This is a genomic window from Bradyrhizobium liaoningense, from assembly GCF_018130955.1.
In the GTDB taxonomy this organism is placed as follows: Bacteria; Pseudomonadota; Alphaproteobacteria; order Rhizobiales; family Xanthobacteraceae; genus Bradyrhizobium; species Bradyrhizobium liaoningense_C.
Genome location: NZ_JAFCJM010000050.1, coordinates 16,959 through 34,256, shown reverse-complemented (window position 1 = coordinate 34,256; position 17,298 = coordinate 16,959). Strand labels below are relative to the sequence as shown.

Here is a 17,298-nt window from a genome sequence, read left to right as displayed (position 1 = left end):
CGCCGCCAGGGCCGACAAAGCAGGGAAGGCGAGGCATTCCGCCGCGCCCCCTGCAGTGCCATGACCAACGCCCGACGCAAACAAATCAGAAACCGCCTCGCGCTGCTGGAGCGCGCGTCGATGCTGTTTGGCCGCTATGGCTTTGTGGTGCCGACGGTCATCGCCTATCTGCGTGGCTGGCCGACGCATGTCGAACTCTATCCGAACATGCAGATCGGCGAGTCCTGGAAAGTCTTTCTCAGCGGCTTCCTGTACTGGCTCGCCTATCTCGCACTCGAGCGTGCCGTCGCATTCGCGCAACGGAGTTTTGAGGCATGATCGTGCTGCAAGACTTTGCGCTGTACATGCTGCCGGTGCTCGTCGCGCTCGGCGGCTGGCTCTACGCGCTCGGCTTGACCGGGCGGGGGCCTTTGGCCTGAACTGGCGAGCCGGCGGCAGGCATCCTATATTCGTCCTCCCTGCTATGCTACGGTGACTGGAGGGCGCAATGGCGAGAGCTGCGATCGTATCGAGCGATGACCTCTGGCAGGAGATCCGCAGCGAGGCGCAACGCGCGGTCGCCGCCGATCCCGTATTCGGCGCGGCCCTGTCGAACTTCATTCTGATTCATGAGAACCTTGCGGCTGCGCTGTCCGACCTGATCGGACGCCGGCTCGGCGGCGATGCCGTCGCGCGGGCGCAATTTACAAAACTGTGCAGCAACGCCTTTCGCGACGAGCCGGAGCTGGTCGAGGCGGCGAGCCGTGACCTGCAAGCCATCGCGATCCGCGATCCGGCCCTCACCGGACTGTTGTCGCCGCTCCTGCACTTCAAGGGCTATGTTGCGCTCGAGGCCTGGCGCGTCTCGAACTGGCTCTGGCGTCACGATCACACTGATCTGGCGCTGCTCCTTCAAAATGAATCGTCCAACGTCTTGCAAGTCAGCATTCATCCCGCGGCCAGGATCGGATCATCGGTTTTCCTGGATCACGCGACGGGAATCGTGATCGGCGCAAATGTCGTGGTTGGCGACGACGTCACAATTCTCCAGAATGTCAGCATTGGCCGGCAGGGTGGGCTTCCGAACCGCAGTCCAAGGATCGGCCGCGGCGTTTTCATCGGCGCCGGAGCCACGATTCTCGGGGATATCCGGGTCGGTGATTTCGCGAAGATCGGCGCCAACTCGGTCGTGACGAGCGATGTCCCTGCCGGCTGCACCGCGGTCGGCCATCCCGCGCGATTGACCAATTGTCCCGAGCCGGCCCCCGCGGCCTGATCGCTGCGGCTGGCGCCGGCGTCACTTCGCGCGGGCCGATAGTTCGGTCGCGCGCGCGGCCATCTCCTCGGCTGCGCCTTCCGCAGCACCAGGACCGGCGTGGACGTGAACCTGCTTGGCGACGATCGGCTCGCCGCATTCCGAGCACACCATCACCGGATCGAACATTTTTCCGCAGCTCTTGTGCTCATGCAGCAGCGGGCGGCCGCGCTCGTCGACCATGTGGGTATCGCCCCAGTGCACGATCGCCATCACCACGGGATAGAGGTCGAGCCCCTTCTGCGTGAGGATGTATTCGTAGCGCGTCGGATTCTGCTGATAGGGCGCGCGCCGCAGCACGCCGAAGCGCACGAGCTTCTTCAGCCGGTCGGCCAGCACGTGCCGGGTGACGCCGAGCCGCGACTGAAACTCCTCGAAGCGGCGCACGCGCAGGAAGCAGTCGCGCAGGATCAGGAGGCTCCAGCGGTCGCCGATCACGGCAACCGTGCGCGCCACCGAGCAGCGTTCCTGTTCAAGCGAGTCCCAGCGCATCGTCAAGTCCTCGAAAGCGTCTGATTTTCCAACGTATTCCCTGTTCTTATATAAAATTCCAAAACGGAATTAAAGCCACGACATGCTTGCAAATTGTACTGAAATCACCGTATTTCACGATAAAGTTGACAGTTCTATTTTAGAACTATATGCCTTGCGGCAAGATCGCTGCCGGAATGCGGCCGCAAGGCGAGGGAGACGGTCATGTCGAATGTGCAAGCCGTGAAGGTGCAATTCCTCTTCGACTTCGGCAGTCCCAACGCCTATCTCTCCGACCGCGTCATCCCCGACATCGAGCGCCGTACCGGCGTGAAATTCGATTACGTGCCGGTGCTGCTCGGCGGCATCTTCAAGCTGACCGGCAACGCCTCGCCGGCGGAGACGCTGAAGGACATCAAGAACAAGCGCGACTACATGACTATCGAGACCGCGCGCTTCCTGCGCCGGCACGGCATCACCGGCTTCCGGTCAAATCCGTTCTTTCCGGTCAACACGCTGCAATTGATGCGCGGCGCGGTCGCGGCGCAGGCGCTCGGCCTGTTCGAGCCGTATTTCCGCGCCGTCTATCATCACATGTGGGAAGAGCCGAAGAAGATGGACGATCCGCAGGTGATGCGGTCTGCACTCACGGCCTCCGGCCTCGACTTCGACCTGATCGCAGCAAAATCGCAGGAGCCGGCGGTGAAGAGCCGCCTGATGGAGCTGACGCAGGACGCGGTGAATCGCGGCGCGTTCGGCTCGCCGACCTTCTTCGTCAATGACGAGATGTTTTTTGGCAAGGACCAGCTCCGGGACGTCGAGGACGAGATTGTTGTGCAACTCGGCGCGGCAAAGCCGCGCGTTGCGGCAGTGGGTGGGAGCGCACCATGAAGACGGCCATCGTGATCGGCGTCGGACCTGACCGCGGGCTCGGGGCGCAGCTTTGCAAGCGCTTTGCGGCCGACGGGTTGAAGGTGATCGTCGCGGGCCGCACGCTGTCGGCGCTCGAGGCGGTTGCCAATGACATTGAGAAGGCCGGCGGCAAGGCCGTGCCCGCGGTTGCGGACGCGACGCGCGAGGCTGATATCGTAGATCTCTTCAATGCCGCCGGCGACGATCTCGATCTCGCGATCTACAACGCCGGCAACAACACGCCCGGCAAGATCATCGACATGGAGGCCGACTATTTCGAGAAGGCGTGGCGCGTCGCCTGCTTCGGCGGCTTCCTGTTCGGCCGCGAGGCGGTCCGCCGCATGGTGCCGAAGAAGCGCGGCACGCTGCTGTTCACCGGCGCCAGTGCCTCGCTGCGCGGCCGCTCGAATTTCGGCGCCTTCAACTCCGCCAAGGCGGGCCTGCGCACGCTGGCGCAGGCGATGGCCAAGGAATACGCCGCCGACGGCATCCATGTCGGCCATGTCGTGGTCGACGGTGCGATTGCCGGCGACAAGATCATGACGCGCTTCCCCGATGCCGCGAACCGGCAGGAGACCCTGATCAGCATCGAGGGCATCGTCGACGGTTTTGCGTTCCTCTACCGCCAGCCCGAGCGCGCCTGGTCGTTCGAGCTCGACGTGCGGACGTCGAAGGAGAAGTGGTGACCCACGCTGTCATTGCCCGCGAAGGCGGGCAATCCAGTATTCCAGAGACAGCAGTGAGATGCGGAGAAGCCGCGGCGTACTGGATACCCCGCTTGCCGCCTACGCTAAAGCTTCGGCGCCCCAAGACCGCAAGCCCCGGCGAAGCCTTGGCGTCGCCGGGTCGCGGGGTATGACAGCAGTGGAGGCGATTGACTCAATACCCGCCAGCAAGCCCCGAGTTGCGGCGGGGATCGTTCGCACCATAGTAGCGATTGTTGCCGACCGGCTTGCCGGTGAGCGACGGCGCGCCGACGATGATGAGCGCCAAATGGTTGGCAGGTTGCGGCGGGCCGAACTTGTGGCCCATGCCTTCCAGAATCTTGCGCGTATCCGGCGACAGGGCATAGTTCTCGACGTTGGTCAGGTCCGGCAGCCATTGCTGGTGGATGCGCGGCATGTCGACGGCTTCCTGCGCGTTCATGTCGTAGTCGATGGCGTTGATCATGGTCTGGAGCACGGCGGTGATGATGCGGCTGCCGCCGGGCGTGCCCACGACCATGACGGGCTTGCCGTCCCTGGTGACGATGGTCGGGCTCATCGAGGACAGCGGACGCTTGCCGGGGGCAATCGCGTTGGCCTCGCCCTGCACCAGGCCATACAGGTTCGGTACCCCGACCTTGGCGGTGAAGTCGTCCATTTCGTCGTTGAGAAGGACGCCGGTCTTGGCGGCGGTCACCTTGGCGCCGAACCAGTCGTTCAGCGTGTACGTCACCGACACCGCGTTGCCGTCCTTGTCCGCAATCGAATAGTGCGTGGTGTTGCTGCCCTCATGCGGCTCGACGCCCGGCTTGATGTCCTTGGACACGGCGGCCTTGTTCGGGTCGATCACGGCGCGGATCTTGGCCGCGTAGTTCTTGTCGAGCAGTCGGTCGAGCGGGTTCTTCACGAAGTCGGGATCGCCGAGGTAGCTGTTGCGGTCCACGTAAGCGTGGCGCATGGCTTCGATCTGAACGTGCGTCGCCTGCGCGGAGTGATAGCCCAACTCCCTGAGCGGATAGCCCTCCAGGATATTCAGGATCTCGCAGATGATGACGCCGCCCGAACTCGGCGGCGGCGCGGAGACCACGTGGTAGCCGCGGTAATCGCATTCGGCAGGTGCGAGCTCACGCGTCTTGTAGCCGTCGAGGTCCTCCTGTGTGATCAGGCCTTTACCGGCCTGGCTCGATGCCACGATGGTGCCGCCGACCCAGCCCTTGTAGAAGCCGTCGGTGCCCTTGCTGCTGATCTCGCGCAGGGTCTTGGCGAGCTCGGATTGCACAAGTTTCTCGCCCACGTTGAAGGGCTGGCCGTTGTTGAGGAAGATCGCGGCGGACGCCGGATCGGCCTTGAAATCGTCGGTCGCCGTGCGCAGCAGATCGATGTCGCCCTGGTCGAGCGCAAATCCCTGCTCGGCGAGCTGGATCGCCGGAGCGAGCAAGTCGGCGCGCTTCATGGTGCCGTATTTTTCGCGCGCATATTCCATGCCGGAGACCGATCCCGGCACACCCACGGCGAGATGCCCCTTGGTCGAGATACCCTTGATGACGTTGCCGTCCTTGTCGAGATACATGTTGGCGGTGGCGCCCTTGGGAGCCGTCTCGCGGAAATCGAGGAACGTCTTGCGACCGTCGGCGAGCTGGATCGTCATGAAACCGCCGCCGCCCAGATTGCCGGCCGCCGGATAGACGACCGCCAGCGCATAACCGACGGCCACTGCGGCATCGACGGCATTGCCGCCGCGCTTGAGCACGTCAACGCCGACCTGTGTTGCCAGATGCTGCGCGGAAACCACCATGCCGTTTTCTGCGGCGATCGGTGCAACGGACGCCGCGCGCGCCGGGGCGAACGTGGTGATGCTGATTGACACGATCGCGGCGGTTATCCACCGCACGCCTGTTCCTGGATTCTGCAAGGGGAGCTCCCTGGGAGGGCCGGTGATTCCGGCGCATGTTGTTAGCGACGAGCGCACCCTATCAGGGCATGCTCGCTCGCCATAGGATCATCGCGACATCCAGCCCGGCACGAAACTCAAATCGGATCTGGAACCGCTGACCGTCGTGCAAAGCCCGCAGCCCGAACGCGCTGGGTCGTTCGAGCCCGACGTGCGGACCTCGAAGCAAGGCGCAGCGCCTGACGGATCAGGCGGCAGCCTTGTTCTTGATGGCGCCAATGATCGCCGTGAGGATGGCCCCGCCGGCGCCGCCGGCGACAACCTGCGAGACGATGCCGCCGACGCTTAGATTGCCCGATTGTGCCGCGGCGAGGACGGAGGGAAGCAGCAACGTCGCGATCTGACCGAGCACGCCGCCGCCGACCAAACCGGATATGATGTTTCCAGCCATTCCGAGGTCGAATGTCGGCGACGATTTGCCTGCCCCAATTCCACCAAGCGCGCCCGCAACGAGGTTGATCAGAATCTGTTCCATGAGGTTCTCCCGTACGAAGTCGTCGGGCAGTTCGCCAGCCACTACCATCAGTTGTTTGACGAGCGGCCCACCAGAGACTGTCAGGCGGTTTGCAGGCAAAGACAATAGGTGCTGTACCGCCGACCGCGCGGGGGAAACTCCGGCGCGTGGCACAAACTGCACAACGATGTCTTCAACGCGCCCTATGATCTCAAAGCAACGCGCTGAGGAACGCCGCCGTTTCATCGGAGATGCCGACGATCTTGTTCGTCGCCTGACGATAGAATTTGAAATTGAGCTCGGTCTCGGGTCGGCCGTCCTTCCAGTCGGCAAATGCCTTGAGCTCGTGCCGCCCCAGCGATCGCTTCGCGAGCGCGGTGCGTCGGACGATGATGCTCACGCGCGGTGTCTGCCTGATGATGCCGCGCTTCCTGGCGACCACCTCGGCGGACGTGACGATCCCGCGTGCGATGAGACCTTTCCGCCCTCGTTCTCACTCGCGAATACGAAGATCGTATCGCCCGCGGCGATATGCTTGCCGCCATACATCGTTTTTTGTGCCGGGAATGCGAATGTTCTCGCCCGCTCATCGCGAACCTCGGCCTTGATGGCGAACGCCATGCGTCTGCCTCCATGCGATTGAGGAGTTGCAGTGTCGCCATGAAGCGAACTGCGCTCCCTCCACACTCGTTTCCACACCGTGGCCGGGCATAGGCCGTCCGAAGGACGGCGTCGCTTCCGCTCGCCTATGTCCCGGCCATCCACGACCTTTCCCGCTGCACGAAGAACGTGGATGCCCGGGCCTTCGCCGCGCCGAAGGGGGCTTCGGCCCCGCAGGCGGGACAAGCCCGGGCATGACGGGGAGGGCTGGGGGTACCCCCTCTCTAACACTGGCCAGCAAGGGGCGAGGGAACCCGGCGCAAGCCCGGGCAGGCGGCTCCGCCCCACCAAAACTCCGCCAACCCCCTGCACCGCCTCCCTTTCCGGCAGCCAAATTCAGCCCCAGTAACCCCGCATTAACTATCGCTGGCGTCTGGTAGATGCGTAAAAGTCGCGCCCAGAGCCCTTAGTTTTGACATCTTGGCGGGGAAAGCAGACGGCCGGCTTCGGACGGGCCGCTGCAAACCGAAAAGACAAGGCTTTGAGCGGGCTTGCGAGCCGCGCCGTGGGTGCGTGGCCTTGGGAAACCGGCAGCCCATTTTGCTCCCGGGAAGACGTGGATCGATCGCCTTGAGAGGATACTGCCTATGAATCCGGCCGACGTCGCTCAGTCAGCCCTTCCGATCGCGGCTTCCGCCGACGTGTCGCTGATTGCGCTGTTCTGGCAGGCTCACTGGATCGTGAAGGCGGTCATGCTGGGACTCCTGGCCTGCTCGGTCTGGGTCTGGGCGATCGCGATCGACAAGATCTTCCTCTATGCCCGCACCCGCCGTTCGATGGATCGCTTCGAGCAGGCGTTCTGGTCCGGCGAGTCGATCGAAGAACTCTATCGCACGCTCTCGGCCAAGCCGACGCATTCGATGGCCGCCTGCTTCGTGGCGGCGATGCGCGAGTGGAAGCGGTCTTTCGAAAGCCACGCCCGCTCGGTCGCGGGCCTGCAGATGCGCATCGAAAAGGTCATGAACGTCTCGATCTCCCGCGAGATCGAGCGGCTGGAGCGCCGCCTGCTGGTGCTCGCCACCGTCGGCTCGGCGGGGCCCTTTGTCGGCCTGTTCGGCACCGTCTGGGGCATCATGTCGAGCTTCCAGTCGATCGCGGCCTCGAAAAATACCTCTCTGGCGGTGGTCGCGCCCGGTATTGCCGAAGCGCTGTTTGCCACCGCAATCGGCCTTATCGCCGCCATTCCTGCCACTATTTTCTACAATAAGTTCACGTCCGAGGTGAACCGGCAGGCCCAGCGGCTCGAGGGCTTTGCGGATGAATTTTCGGCCATCCTGTCCCGCCAGATCGACGAGCGGGCGTAACGGACGGTATAGTATGGGCTTGAGCGTGGGCTTCAGATCATGGCGATGAACGTAGCCAGTTCGTCCGGTGGCGGCGGCCGCCGCAGCCGGCGCAAGCCGGTCATGGCCGAAATCAACGTCACGCCGATGGTCGACGTGATGCTGGTGCTGCTGATCATCTTCATGGTGTCGGCGCCGCTGCTCACGGTCGGCGTGCCGCTCGATTTGCCGCAGAGCCAGGCCAAGAGCCTGGAGACCAACGACCAGAAGCCGCTGCAGCTCTCGGTCGATTCCAAGGGCAAGGTCTTCATCAACGACACCGAGGTCGCGATCAACGAGCTGATCCCGAAGCTGAAGGCGATCACGGACGCCCGCGGCGGCCTCGAAGAGCGCATCTACATGCGCGCCGACAAGAAGGCCGATTACGGGACGGTGGCGCAGGTGATGGGCCGGCTGTCCGGCGCCGGCTTCAAGAAGCTGGCGCTCGTCACCGAAGTGGAGCAGGGGACCTAGACTGGTGAAGGTGAACGTCGACAAGACACTCGTTGCGTCGATTGCCCTCCATGTCCTCGTGCTTGGGTGGGGGATGGTCACCTTTTCGTCGCGCTCGATGGAAGCCCCGCCGATGGAATCGCTTCCCGTCGACATCATCTCCGCCGACCAATTGTCCAAGATCACGCAGGGCATCAAGACCGGCGAGAAGGACAAGCCCAAGCCGATGGTCGAGAAGGTCGCCGAGGCCAAACCCGTCGAAGACAATATCGGCAAGGTGACCGAGAAGAAGGAAATCGTCACTTCATCCGCGCCAGAGCCGCCGCCGAAGCCGGTGGAGAAGCCGGTCGAGAAGAAGCCCGATCCGCCGAAGCCGGTCGTCGAGAACAAGCCGAAGGAAGAGCAGAAGCAGGCTGAAAAGAAGCCTGATCCGGCCAAGGAAGATCCGATCGCCGAAGCGATCAAGAAGCAGGAAGCCAAGAAGCCGACGCCGAAGCAGGAGGCGAAGCCCGTTCAGCAGGCCCAGCCGCAGCCGCCGAAGCCGAAGCAGGAACGCACCTTCGACCAGACCAAGATCGCAGCGCTGCTCGACAAGCGCGATCCTACACGTCAGGCGATCACCGGCACGACGCTGAACGCATCAGCTTCGCTCGGTACCGCGCGCGGCACGGCCGCGACGCTGTCGCAGTCCGAGCTCGATGCGATGCGGGCGCGGCTTGCGAGCCTGTGGAACGTGCAGCCCGGCATCGAGCATCCCGAGGAGCTGTTCGTGACGGTGCGCATCCATCTTGGGCCGGACAAGCGATTGACCCAGCCGCCGCAGGTGGTCTCGACCGGCTCCTCGCCGCGCTATCAGGCTGCGGCGGAAGCTGCGGTTCGCGCCGTGCTGCAGGGACAGCCCTACAACATGCTGCGCCCGGAAACCTTCGAACAATGGAAGTTCATGGATATCGACTTCGATCCAAAATCCATGTTCCGCAGTTGATATTTTGAAAAACGAGCCTTCGATGTCCGTGAAATCATTTCCGCTTCCGCCTTTGCCGCTCGACCGTCGCCAGCTTCTGCTCGGCTGCGCAGGGACGGCCGCCGGCCTCCTGCTGCCATCGATGGCGAGAGCGCAGACCAAGCTCGTCATTCCCGAAGGCAATGTCGCGGCACTGCCGATCGCGATCACCAATTTCGTGCCCGGCTCGCCGTCCGACGGCGAGGTCGGCGTCGGCGTCACCCAGGTCATCACCAACAATCTGAAGCGCTCGGGACTTTTCAACCCGATCGATCAGGCCGCCTTCATCGAGCGCATCAGCAACATCGACGTCGCGCCGCAATTCCAGAACTGGAAGACCATCAACGCGCAGGCGCTGGTCACCGGCCGCATGACGCGGCAGCCGGACGGCCGCCTCAAGGCCGAATTCCGCCTCTGGGACGTCGCCTCGGGCCAGCAGCTCACCGGCCAGCAATACTTCACCTCGCCGGAATATTGGCGGCGCATCGCCCACATCATCTCCGACCAGATCTACGAGCGCCTGACCGGCGACAAGGGCTATTTCGACAGCCGCGTGGTGTTCGTCGACGAGACCGGCGCCAAGGAGCGCCGCGTCAAGCGGCTCGCGATCATGGACCAGGACGGCGCCAATGTGCGCTATCTGACCCGCGGCTCCGACCTCGTGCTGACGCCGCGCTTCTCGCCGAATTCCCAGGAAATCACCTACATGGAATTCGGCCAGGGCGATCCAAAGGTCTATCTCTACAATATCGAGACCGGGCAGCGTGAGATCGTCGGCAACTTCCCCGGCATGACCTTTGCGCCGCGGTTCTCGCCGGATGGCCAGCGCGTCATCATGAGCCTTCAGCAGGGCGGCAACTCCAACCTGTTCGTGATGGATCTGCGCTCGCGCTCGACCACGCGTCTGACGGACACGCCGGCGATCGACACCTCGCCGTCCTATTCGCCCGACGGCACGCGGATCTGCTTCGAGTCCGATCGCGGCGGCAGGCCGCAGATCTACGTCATGTCGGCGAGCGGCGGAGCGGCGCAGCGCATCTCCTTCTCCAAGGACGACACCAACGGCAGCTATTCGACGCCGGTGTGGTCGCCGCGCGGCGACTACATCGCCTTCACCAAACAGGGCGGCGGACAGTTTGCGATCGGCATCATGAAGCCGGATGGCTCGGGCGAGCGCATCCTCACCTCGGGCTTCCACAATGAAGGCCCGACCTTCGCGCCGAACGGCCGCGTGGTGATGTTCTTCCGCGATCCCGGCGGCGCCGGCGGGCCGTCGCTCTACTCCGTCGACATTTCAGGACGTAACGAGCAGAAGGTGCCAACGCCGGGCTACGCGTCCGACCCGGCCTGGTCGCCGCTGCTGTCGTCAACCTCCGGCTGACGACGCGGTTGTATCGACCCCTCCGACCGCGCGATGTTTTCGAAAAACCGCGCCGATTTTTCGGCGATGTTCCTCGGCGGCAAGCATTCCTTCACCTTGCCGCCGGCAAAGCTTGCCCAGTTGCTTGATATTTCAGCAGAAATCGGTTCGCAAAACCTGCAAAAACACCCGCCTTTAACGATGTTCCCTCAGAAAGACTTCATACCGGCTGGGTAAAAGTACGCGCCAAACAGGACGCGTACAACCAAGATGCAACTCGCCAGTCAGAGCGGAGAGTCCGATCAACAAAAAGTCTCGCCGTCGATTTACGCGGCGCTGATCGACTCGCTTTTCCAGAATCCTGCGCCGCTTTTCGCGGGCGCGGTGATGGTTGCGCTCGCTGCCGGCATGACTGCGTTCAAGACGGATTTGGCCGCGCTGTGGTTCTGTGTTGCCCTGCTGAGCACGATCGGCATCTATCGCGGCTTCGACACGCACTGGTACATGAAGCGCAAGTCCGTGCTGACCGCGACGGAAGCCTCCAACTGGGAGATGCGCTACCAGATCGCGGCGCTGCTCTATGCGCTGTCGCTCGGCGTCTGGTGCACGGTCGCGCTGCTCACCACCGACGATGCCGTGGTGCACATGATCTGCCTCACCGTCACCACCGGCTACGTGTCGGCGGGCGTGGGTCGGACCTACGGCCGGCCCTGGATCTATCATCTCCAGGTCGCGCTCGCCTGCGGCCCGACCGCGATCGCACTCGCGATGAACGGCACGATCTACTACATCGGCCTGTCGATGGTCTGCACCGTGTTCTTCCTGGCGCTGCGCAAGATCTCGACCAACCTGCAGCGCATCTTCGTGCAGGCGCTGGTGGCTCGCGAGCGCGAAGCGGCGCTGGCCGGCCAGTTCGACACCGCGCTGAACAACATGCCGCACGGCCTCTGCATGTTCCGCGCCGACGGCCGCCTCGCCGTCATGAACCACCGCTTCAGCGAATTGATGGAGCTGTCGGAGAATTTCACCACTCGCGGCGCCAGTGCCGCCGATATCATTTCCGCCTGCGTCGCCGCCGGATCGCTGTCCGCGGGAAGCGGCAATTTGCTGCTGAGCGAGATCGAGCACGCGCAGATGAAGGAGATCGTCACCACCGATCCCAATTTGGCGCGCGGGCGCACGCTGTCATGGACGTTCCAGCCGATGGCCGACGGCGGCACCGTGCTGCTGCTCGAGGACATCACCGAGCGTACCAACGCGGAAGCCCGGATCAGCCATCTCGCCCGCTACGACGAGCTCACCGCGCTGCCCAACCGCGTCAATTTCCGCGACGAGATCGGACGTCTGCTCGCGATTTCGCACAGCGCGGAGCGCATGTCGGCGCTCCTGTTCGTCGACCTCGACCAGTTCAAGCAGGTCAACGACACGCTCGGCCATCCCTGTGGCGACCAGCTGCTCTGCGCGGTCGCCAACCGGCTGCGCGAAATGCTCCGTCCCGAGGATTTCGTCGCGCGCTTCGGTGGCGACGAGTTCGTGGTGTTCCAGCAGAACATCAATTCGCCCGAGGATGCCGCAGCGCTCGCGCGCCGCATCGTCGAGCGGCTCAGCGAGCGCTACCGGATCGACAACCATTTGGTCGAGATCGGCGCCAGCGTCGGCATTGCGCTGACCTCGCCGGAAGGGGTCAGCGCCGACACGCTGCTGAAGAACGCCGACATGGCGCTCTACCGCGCCAAGGCCGACGGCCGCGGCACCTTCTGCTTCTTCCGCGACGAGATGGCCGCGACCGTCGAGGCCCGCCGCATTCTCGAACTCGACCTGCGCAAGGCGCTGGCGAACGAGGAGTTCGAGCTGTTCTACCAGCCGCTGGTCAACCTCAAGTCCGGCAAGATCACCACCTGCGAGGCGCTGCTGCGCTGGAATCATCCGGTGCGCGGCACGGTCTCGCCGGTCGACATCATCCCGGTCGCCGAGGATATGGGCCTGATCGTCGATCTCGGCCGCTGGATCCTGCGCCGCGCCTGCATGGAATGCATGAAGTGGCCGGAAGGCGTCAGCGTCGCCGTCAACTTCTCGCCGCAGCAATTCCACCAGCGCGACGTTCTGAGCGAGATCCGGTATGCGCTGGATGTGTCGGGCCTGCCGGCGCACCGGCTCGAGATCGAGATCACGGAATCCTCGTTGCTACGCAACACCCAGCTCACGCACGACATCCTGTCGCAGCTCCATGCGCTGGGCGTGAGCATTTCTCTGGATGATTTCGGCACCGGCTATTCGAGCCTCAGCTATCTGCACAATTTCCCGATGCAGAAGGTCAAGATCGACCGCTCCTTCCTCGAGGGCATCGACACCGACCGGCCGCTGACGCTGCTGCGCGGCGTGGCGCGGCTGTCGGCCGATCTCGGCATGTCGGTCGTGGTCGAGGGCATCGAGACCAACGAGCAGCTCGAGCTGATCAGCGCCGATGGCACGGTCAGCGAAGCGCAGGGCTATCTGTTCAGCCGCCCGGTCCCGGCGGTGCGGATGCGCCAGCTCCTCAACGCCTCCCATGGTCGCCGGCCGGAAGATCAGCTCCAGGTCGTCGCCTCCCGGGCCTAAGTATTTCCCAATCGTTCTATTGGTGCGGACCGTCGCGGTACCGTCTGGAGCGTCGTCCGTACAGTTACGGGGTTAACCCTAACAATTTGAATGCTTTGCATCTTCGTTAAGGAGCTGTTAATGAATTGTCGCACGCGCGAAAGTTGTTTTGAAGTTGTTGGAGTCCCCCCGCATGAAGTCCGCTGCCGAGCCCAAACCGGTCATTCATGGCCGGACGTGGGACCCGATGGAACACGTGGACTACCGCCTCGCGGAAACTCCGGAAGAAAAAGAAGAGATTTACCGGCTCCGCTATCGCGCTTACCTGCGTGAAGGCGCGGTCAAGGCCTCGCTCGACGGGCGCGTGGCCGATCAGTTCGAGGACGCGCCCAACGCCTGGACCTTTGGCGTCTACCTGCATGGTGAACTCTACAGCTCGATCCGCATCAGCGTGCTGACCTCGGAATGGCGGCTGTCGCCGTCGGTCGAGCTGTTCGGCGACGTGCTGCACCCCATGCTCGACAAGGGCATGGTGTTCATCGATTCCACCCGCTTCGTCGCCGATCCGAACAAGGCGCGGCATTTCCCTGAACTGCCTTACGTGACGGTGCGGCTGGGTTCGACGGCCGGCGTTCACTTCAATGCCGACTACGGGCTCGCGATCGTGCGCGCCGAGCACCAGCCGTTCTACCGGCGGGTGTTCCTGCAGGAGACCTGGTGCGAGCCGCGGCTCTATCCCGGCCTCGTCAAGCCGGTCGGGTTGATGGCCACGCATCTGCCGTCGGTGCGCGAGAAGGTGCTGGCCCGCTATCCGTTCCTGCGCTCCTCGGCCTTCGAGCGGCGGATGCTGTTCGATCGCGCGAGCCAGCGCCAGGCCGCCGCACCGAAGCCGGTGCTGGTCTCCGCCGGCGCGCAGTCCTGATCCCGCGACGAGAGCCGCTTCGCGCGAACCGGTTCGCGCCGAGAGAACGCCGATTGCTGCATTGGCATTCCACGAACGCCGGTGCTCGCCTGCAAGCGGTCGTGGGACGTTTCCCGTTAATCGATCCCAAACCGCAAGATCGGTCGAGCGCGTGATGGCCATGAGCGACTAGCTGGTGCCGCCACGGAGGATCGATGAAGGCGGCGCTTCAGAACTACCATGCCCGGATGCAGCGGGTGCTGGACTACATAGACCAGCATCTCGACGGTGATCTTGACTTGGAAACGGTGAGCCGCGTCGCGGCCTTCTCCAAATTCCATTTCCACCGGCAGTTTACGGCGACCTTCGGGTTGTCCGTGCATCGTTATGTCCAGCTTGCACGTTTGAAGCGTGCTTCGCACCGGCTGGCCTACAGGGACGACGAAAGCGTTACGGACATCGCGATGGACGCCGGTTACGACGCACCGGATGCCTTCGCCCGCGCCTTTCGGCAACGCTTTGGGCAATCGCCTTCGTCGTTTCGGAAATCTCCCGATTGGGAGCCGTGGCTTGCGGCCTTCGGGCCTCTCGACAATGCGAGGAGCAAGCGCATGCACAAGACCTTTACCCCGGACGACGTGACGATCCGCGATGTGGCACCGACGCCGGTGGCGATCATGGAGCATCGGGGCGACCCGGCGACGATCGGCGACACCATCCAGCGGTTCATTGCCTGGCGCAAGGCCGCTGGCCTGCACCCCAGGACAAGTCCGACCTTCAACGTCTGGCGTTCCGAGCGGCGGCCCGCATCCCCGGCCGACTACAGCCTGGACCTGTGCGTCGGGACCGACCGGCCGATTGCGGCGAACGGCGAACAGATCAAGGCTGGCGTGATTCCCGGCGGACGTTGCGCGGTGCTGCGCGTTGTCGGCAATACCGACAATCTGGAGCCCGCGGTGCTCTACCTCTATCACGATTGGCTGCCGGCAAGCGGCGAGGAGGCGCGAGACTTCCCGATCTACTGCCAACGGCTCAGCTTTTTCCCGGCAGTGCCGGAGCATGAAGCTGTCGCGGAACTGTTTCTGCCGCTGAAATAGCGCCGTTGAAATAAGGTCTGGGATGGCGGCTTGTCCGTTTCGATCGCCAGCAGCGGACAGGCCGCTATCCACCACCCATCGCCGTACCCGGCTTCCCCGCACTGACCACTGGAGCCCCGCTCCGATTCCATCGGAACGGAAAGCCTCCAGTCCCGAAAGCTGCGCAAAGGGCCCAAAATTCCAGCAAAACCGGCGTTTCGGCCGGGCAAGGCGACTTGCCTTCACCGTCGCGCCACATTTACAACCCATTAACCATCGTGGGTGCTTTTCGCCGATCGGGGGCATTTGACCGGCTGTGGCAACGTCCCATCAAGGTTGACGGAACGTTCGCTTAACCAACCCCCTGTAGACCGGAAAGCAGTGGACTAACGTGAGCGTGGAGGCTCCGGAATGAAACATCCTATGCGTATCCTCCAGGGATTGAAGCTGGTTGCAGTGCTTGCCGTCGCGCTGTCGATGGGCGCTTGCGCCAACAAGAACCTTGCCTCGGATGCCATGGCCAACGCGGCGACGCCGGGCAGCCAGCAGGATTTCGTGGTGAACGTGGGCGACCGCGTGTTCTTCGAAAGCGACCAGACCGATCTGACCCCGCAGGCGATCGTCACCCTGGAGAAGCAGGCGCAGTGGCTCCAGACCTATCCGCGCTACAGCTTCACCATCGAAGGTCATGCGGACGAACGCGGCACCCGCGAATACAACATCGCGCTCGGCGCCCGCCGCGCCCAGTCGGTGCGCTCGTTCCTCGCCTCGCGCGGCATCGACCCGAACCGCATGCGCACGATCTCCTACGGCAAGGAACGTCCTGTCGCCGTGTGTAACGACATCTCGTGCTGGTCGCAGAACCGTCGTGCTGTGACCGTGCTGAACGCGAGCTCCTGAAGTTTAGTCAGGCACCGTTCAGCTTCAGACATGGAATATGCCGGCGCCCGCTTCGGGCGCCGGTTTCGTTTCACCGGTTCGGCATAAAACCCCTTGGTGGCAGTCACAGTTTTGGCGTACTCCCCCGCAATGTGTCGCGTGTTCCGTCGCACGCAAAATCGCTTCCGTCGTCAGGGCAAGATGTCATCCAAATTCAAGGCCATTACCGGCACCGTGGCGATCGCCGCGCTGCTCGCTCTCGGTTCGCCCGCATCCGCCCAGCAGTCGGAGGATGTGGATGCCGAGATGCGGATCGAGCGGCTGGAAAACCAGCTCCGCCAGCTCACCGGCCAGAACGAGGAACTGCAATACCGCAATCGCCAGCTCGAGGAGCGGATCCGGCAGCTCGAGGGCGGGGCGCAGCCCGCGCCGGGCCAGGCGCCCGCGCAGCCCAACGTCGCCGCCATGCCGCCCGCACAGCAGGCGCCCGTCCAGGCTGCGCCGGTCTATCGCCAGCAGCAGCCAGCCCAGCAGCAGCCCTACGAGCCGCAGGTCGCCGCGCCCGCTCCGATCGTCCAGGAGCAGCCGACGCCGGGCGCGCCCGGCACCCGCCGGCGTGGCGACGCCTTCGATCCGGGCCAGAACCCGAATGCTCCGGGCGCGCCGCGCGCGCTCGGCGGCGGCCAGATGCCGATGCCGTCGCAAGGGGGGGCTCCTGTCGGGGCGCCCGGCGGACGCGGGGCCGGCGAGCCGCTTGACCTTGCCAACACGGGTGCCCGCACGCCGCAATCGCCGCCTCAGGCGGCGCAGCCCGGCTATCCGGCGCCGGCTGGCGGCGGGCTCGCGACCCAGCCGCCCACGCAATCGCCGCGCGACGAGTTCGACCTCGGCATCGGCTACATGCAGCGCAAGGACTACGCGCTTGCCGAGCAGACCATGAAGAGCTTTGCGCAGAAATATCCGAGCGACCCGCTGCTCGGCGACGCCCAATACTGGGTCGGCGAGAGCTTCTTCCAGCGCCAGCAATATCGCGACGCGGCCGAATCCTTCCTCGCCGTCACCACGAAATACGAGAAGTCGGCCAAGGCCCCGGACGCCCTGCTGCGGCTCGGCCAGTCGCTGGCCGCGCTGAAGGAGAAGGAAGCCGCCTGCGCCGCCTTCGGCGAGGTCGGCCGCAAATATCCGCGCGCCTCCGCCGGTGTCAAAGCCGCCGTCGATCGCGAGCAGAAGCGGGTGAAGTGCTAGCCGCCTGATGCCGTTTAGTTGAATCACCCGTCCGCT

19 protein-coding genes are annotated in these 17,298 nt (G+C 64.0%); 14 read left to right on the top strand and 5 right to left on the bottom strand.

The window, feature by feature from the left end; translation table 11 throughout:
• The first annotated feature begins 60 nt into the window (after window positions 1-60).
• Both JQ632_RS29545 and JQ632_RS29540 read left to right on the top strand, forming a co-directional pair.
• Window positions 61-318 (top strand): hypothetical protein, encoded by a 258-nt coding sequence (locus JQ632_RS29545; RefSeq protein ID WP_212406165.1) that lies wholly within the window; start codon window positions 61-63, stop codon window positions 316-318.
• A 169-nt stretch (window positions 319-487) separates the two neighbouring features.
• Window positions 488-1,255, top strand: coding sequence for a serine acetyltransferase (locus JQ632_RS29540; RefSeq protein WP_212406164.1), 768 nt, complete (start codon window positions 488-490; stop codon window positions 1,253-1,255).
• A gap of 21 nt (window positions 1,256-1,276) precedes the next feature.
• Here the strand turns inward: JQ632_RS29540 and JQ632_RS29535 are convergent, their stop codons facing one another.
• Entirely contained in the window at window positions 1,277-1,786 is a 510-nt protein-coding gene (locus JQ632_RS29535) for a helix-turn-helix domain-containing protein (RefSeq protein WP_212406163.1), read from the bottom strand.
• Window positions 1,787-1,990: 204 nt separating this feature from the next.
• On the opposite strand from JQ632_RS29535, the gene JQ632_RS29530 reads away from it, so the two are divergent.
• Window positions 1,991-2,656: a 2-hydroxychromene-2-carboxylate isomerase gene (locus JQ632_RS29530; RefSeq protein WP_212406162.1), complete on the top strand. Its 666-nt coding sequence runs from the start codon at window positions 1,991-1,993 to the stop codon at window positions 2,654-2,656.
• Window positions 2,653-3,363: an SDR family NAD(P)-dependent oxidoreductase gene (locus JQ632_RS29525; RefSeq protein ID WP_212406161.1), complete on the top strand. Its 711-nt coding sequence runs from the start codon at window positions 2,653-2,655 to the stop codon at window positions 3,361-3,363. The genes JQ632_RS29530 and JQ632_RS29525 overlap by 4 nt, the downstream gene beginning before the upstream one ends.
• 193 nt (window positions 3,364-3,556) lie before the next feature.
• On the opposite strand, the gene ggt is transcribed toward JQ632_RS29525, so the two are convergent.
• The 4 genes from ggt to JQ632_RS39715 form a co-directional block, all read right to left on the bottom strand.
• Entirely contained in the window at window positions 3,557-5,272 is a 1,716-nt protein-coding gene (gene ggt / locus JQ632_RS29520) for a gamma-glutamyltransferase (RefSeq protein WP_312015677.1), read from the bottom strand.
• 247 nt (window positions 5,273-5,519) lie between these two features.
• A complete protein-coding gene (locus tag JQ632_RS39725; protein ID WP_249152619.1) occupies window positions 5,520-6,032 on the bottom strand; it encodes a hypothetical protein in 513 nt (170 codons plus the stop codon).
• Window positions 5,998-6,186 (bottom strand): hypothetical protein, encoded by a 189-nt coding sequence (locus JQ632_RS39720; RefSeq protein WP_249152618.1) that lies wholly within the window; start codon window positions 6,184-6,186, stop codon window positions 5,998-6,000. Before JQ632_RS39720 ends, JQ632_RS39725 begins: the two co-directional genes overlap by 35 nt.
• The gene (locus tag JQ632_RS39715; protein WP_249152617.1) at window positions 6,183-6,407 is read right to left on the bottom strand and encodes a hypothetical protein; all 225 of its coding nucleotides are present in this window, start codon (window positions 6,405-6,407) and stop codon (window positions 6,183-6,185) included. Before JQ632_RS39715 ends, JQ632_RS39720 begins: the two co-directional genes overlap by 4 nt.
• A 626-nt stretch (window positions 6,408-7,033) precedes the next feature.
• Here JQ632_RS39715 and tolQ point away from each other — a divergent pair.
• The 10 genes from tolQ (at window position 7,034) to ybgF (ending at window position 17,262) form a co-directional block, all read left to right on the top strand.
• A complete protein-coding gene (tolQ, locus tag JQ632_RS29505) occupies window positions 7,034-7,750 on the top strand; it encodes a protein TolQ (protein WP_212406159.1) in 717 nt (238 codons plus the stop codon).
• Window positions 7,751-7,789: 39 nt separating this feature from the next.
• A complete protein-coding gene (gene tolR, locus JQ632_RS29500) occupies window positions 7,790-8,242 on the top strand; it encodes a protein TolR (protein WP_212406158.1) in 453 nt (150 codons plus the stop codon).
• Window positions 8,243-8,252: 10 nt separating this feature from the next.
• Window positions 8,253-9,206, top strand: coding sequence for a cell envelope integrity protein TolA (locus tag JQ632_RS29495; protein WP_212406183.1), 954 nt, complete (start codon window positions 8,253-8,255; stop codon window positions 9,204-9,206).
• Window positions 9,207-9,228: 22 nt separating this feature from the next.
• Window positions 9,229-10,605, top strand: coding sequence for a Tol-Pal system beta propeller repeat protein TolB (tolB, locus tag JQ632_RS29490; protein WP_212406157.1), 1,377 nt, complete (start codon window positions 9,229-9,231; stop codon window positions 10,603-10,605).
• Between the two features lie 33 nt (window positions 10,606-10,638).
• Window positions 10,639-10,821 (top strand): hypothetical protein, encoded by a 183-nt coding sequence (locus tag JQ632_RS29485; RefSeq protein ID WP_212406156.1) that lies wholly within the window; start codon window positions 10,639-10,641, stop codon window positions 10,819-10,821.
• 33 nt (window positions 10,822-10,854) lie between these two features.
• Window positions 10,855-13,182 (top strand): bifunctional diguanylate cyclase/phosphodiesterase, encoded by a 2,328-nt coding sequence (locus JQ632_RS29480; protein WP_212406155.1) that lies wholly within the window; start codon window positions 10,855-10,857, stop codon window positions 13,180-13,182.
• 172 nt (window positions 13,183-13,354) lie between these two features.
• Window positions 13,355-14,083, top strand: coding sequence for an N-acyl amino acid synthase FeeM domain-containing protein (locus tag JQ632_RS29475; protein WP_212406154.1), 729 nt, complete (start codon window positions 13,355-13,357; stop codon window positions 14,081-14,083).
• A gap of 194 nt (window positions 14,084-14,277) precedes the next feature.
• Window positions 14,278-15,159: a GyrI-like domain-containing protein gene (locus JQ632_RS29470; RefSeq protein ID WP_212406153.1), complete on the top strand. Its 882-nt coding sequence runs from the start codon at window positions 14,278-14,280 to the stop codon at window positions 15,157-15,159.
• 390 nt (window positions 15,160-15,549) lie between these two features.
• Entirely contained in the window at window positions 15,550-16,038 is a 489-nt protein-coding gene (gene pal / locus JQ632_RS29465; protein WP_212406152.1) for a peptidoglycan-associated lipoprotein Pal, read from the top strand.
• A gap of 180 nt (window positions 16,039-16,218) precedes the next feature.
• Window positions 16,219-17,262, top strand: a complete 1,044-nt coding sequence (gene ybgF, locus JQ632_RS29460; protein ID WP_212406151.1) for a tol-pal system protein YbgF — start codon at window positions 16,219-16,221, stop codon at window positions 17,260-17,262.
• Window positions 17,263-17,298: the final 36 nt, after the last annotated feature.

Excerpts from the sequence above, each read along its gene's own strand:
- JQ632_RS29545 (WP_212406165.1), top strand. The coding sequence starts at position 61 with ATGACCAACGCCCGACGCAAACAAATCAGAAACCGCCTCGCGCTGCTG.
- JQ632_RS29540 (WP_212406164.1), top strand. The coding sequence starts at position 488 with ATGGCGAGAGCTGCGATCGTATCGAGCGATGACCTCTGGCAGGAGATC.
- JQ632_RS29535 (WP_212406163.1), bottom strand. The coding sequence starts at position 1,786 with ATGCGCTGGGACTCGCTTGAACAGGAACGCTGCTCGGTGGCGCGCACG.
- JQ632_RS29530 (WP_212406162.1), top strand. The coding sequence starts at position 1,991 with ATGTCGAATGTGCAAGCCGTGAAGGTGCAATTCCTCTTCGACTTCGGC.
- JQ632_RS29525 (WP_212406161.1), top strand. The coding sequence starts at position 2,653 with ATGAAGACGGCCATCGTGATCGGCGTCGGACCTGACCGCGGGCTCGGG.
- JQ632_RS39725 (WP_249152619.1), bottom strand. The coding sequence starts at position 6,032 with ATGAAACGGCGGCGTTCCTCAGCGCGTTGCTTTGAGATCATAGGGCGC.
- JQ632_RS39715 (WP_249152617.1), bottom strand. The coding sequence starts at position 6,407 with ATGGCGTTCGCCATCAAGGCCGAGGTTCGCGATGAGCGGGCGAGAACA.
- tolQ (WP_212406159.1), top strand. The coding sequence starts at position 7,034 with ATGAATCCGGCCGACGTCGCTCAGTCAGCCCTTCCGATCGCGGCTTCC.
- tolR (WP_212406158.1), top strand. The coding sequence starts at position 7,790 with ATGGCGATGAACGTAGCCAGTTCGTCCGGTGGCGGCGGCCGCCGCAGC.
- tolB (WP_212406157.1), top strand. The coding sequence starts at position 9,229 with ATGTCCGTGAAATCATTTCCGCTTCCGCCTTTGCCGCTCGACCGTCGC.
- JQ632_RS29485 (WP_212406156.1), top strand. The coding sequence starts at position 10,639 with ATGTTTTCGAAAAACCGCGCCGATTTTTCGGCGATGTTCCTCGGCGGC.
- JQ632_RS29480 (WP_212406155.1), top strand. The coding sequence starts at position 10,855 with ATGCAACTCGCCAGTCAGAGCGGAGAGTCCGATCAACAAAAAGTCTCG.
- JQ632_RS29475 (WP_212406154.1), top strand. The coding sequence starts at position 13,355 with ATGAAGTCCGCTGCCGAGCCCAAACCGGTCATTCATGGCCGGACGTGG.
- JQ632_RS29470 (WP_212406153.1), top strand. The coding sequence starts at position 14,278 with ATGAAGGCGGCGCTTCAGAACTACCATGCCCGGATGCAGCGGGTGCTG.
- pal (WP_212406152.1), top strand. The coding sequence starts at position 15,550 with ATGAAACATCCTATGCGTATCCTCCAGGGATTGAAGCTGGTTGCAGTG.
- ybgF (WP_212406151.1), top strand. The coding sequence starts at position 16,219 with ATGTCATCCAAATTCAAGGCCATTACCGGCACCGTGGCGATCGCCGCG.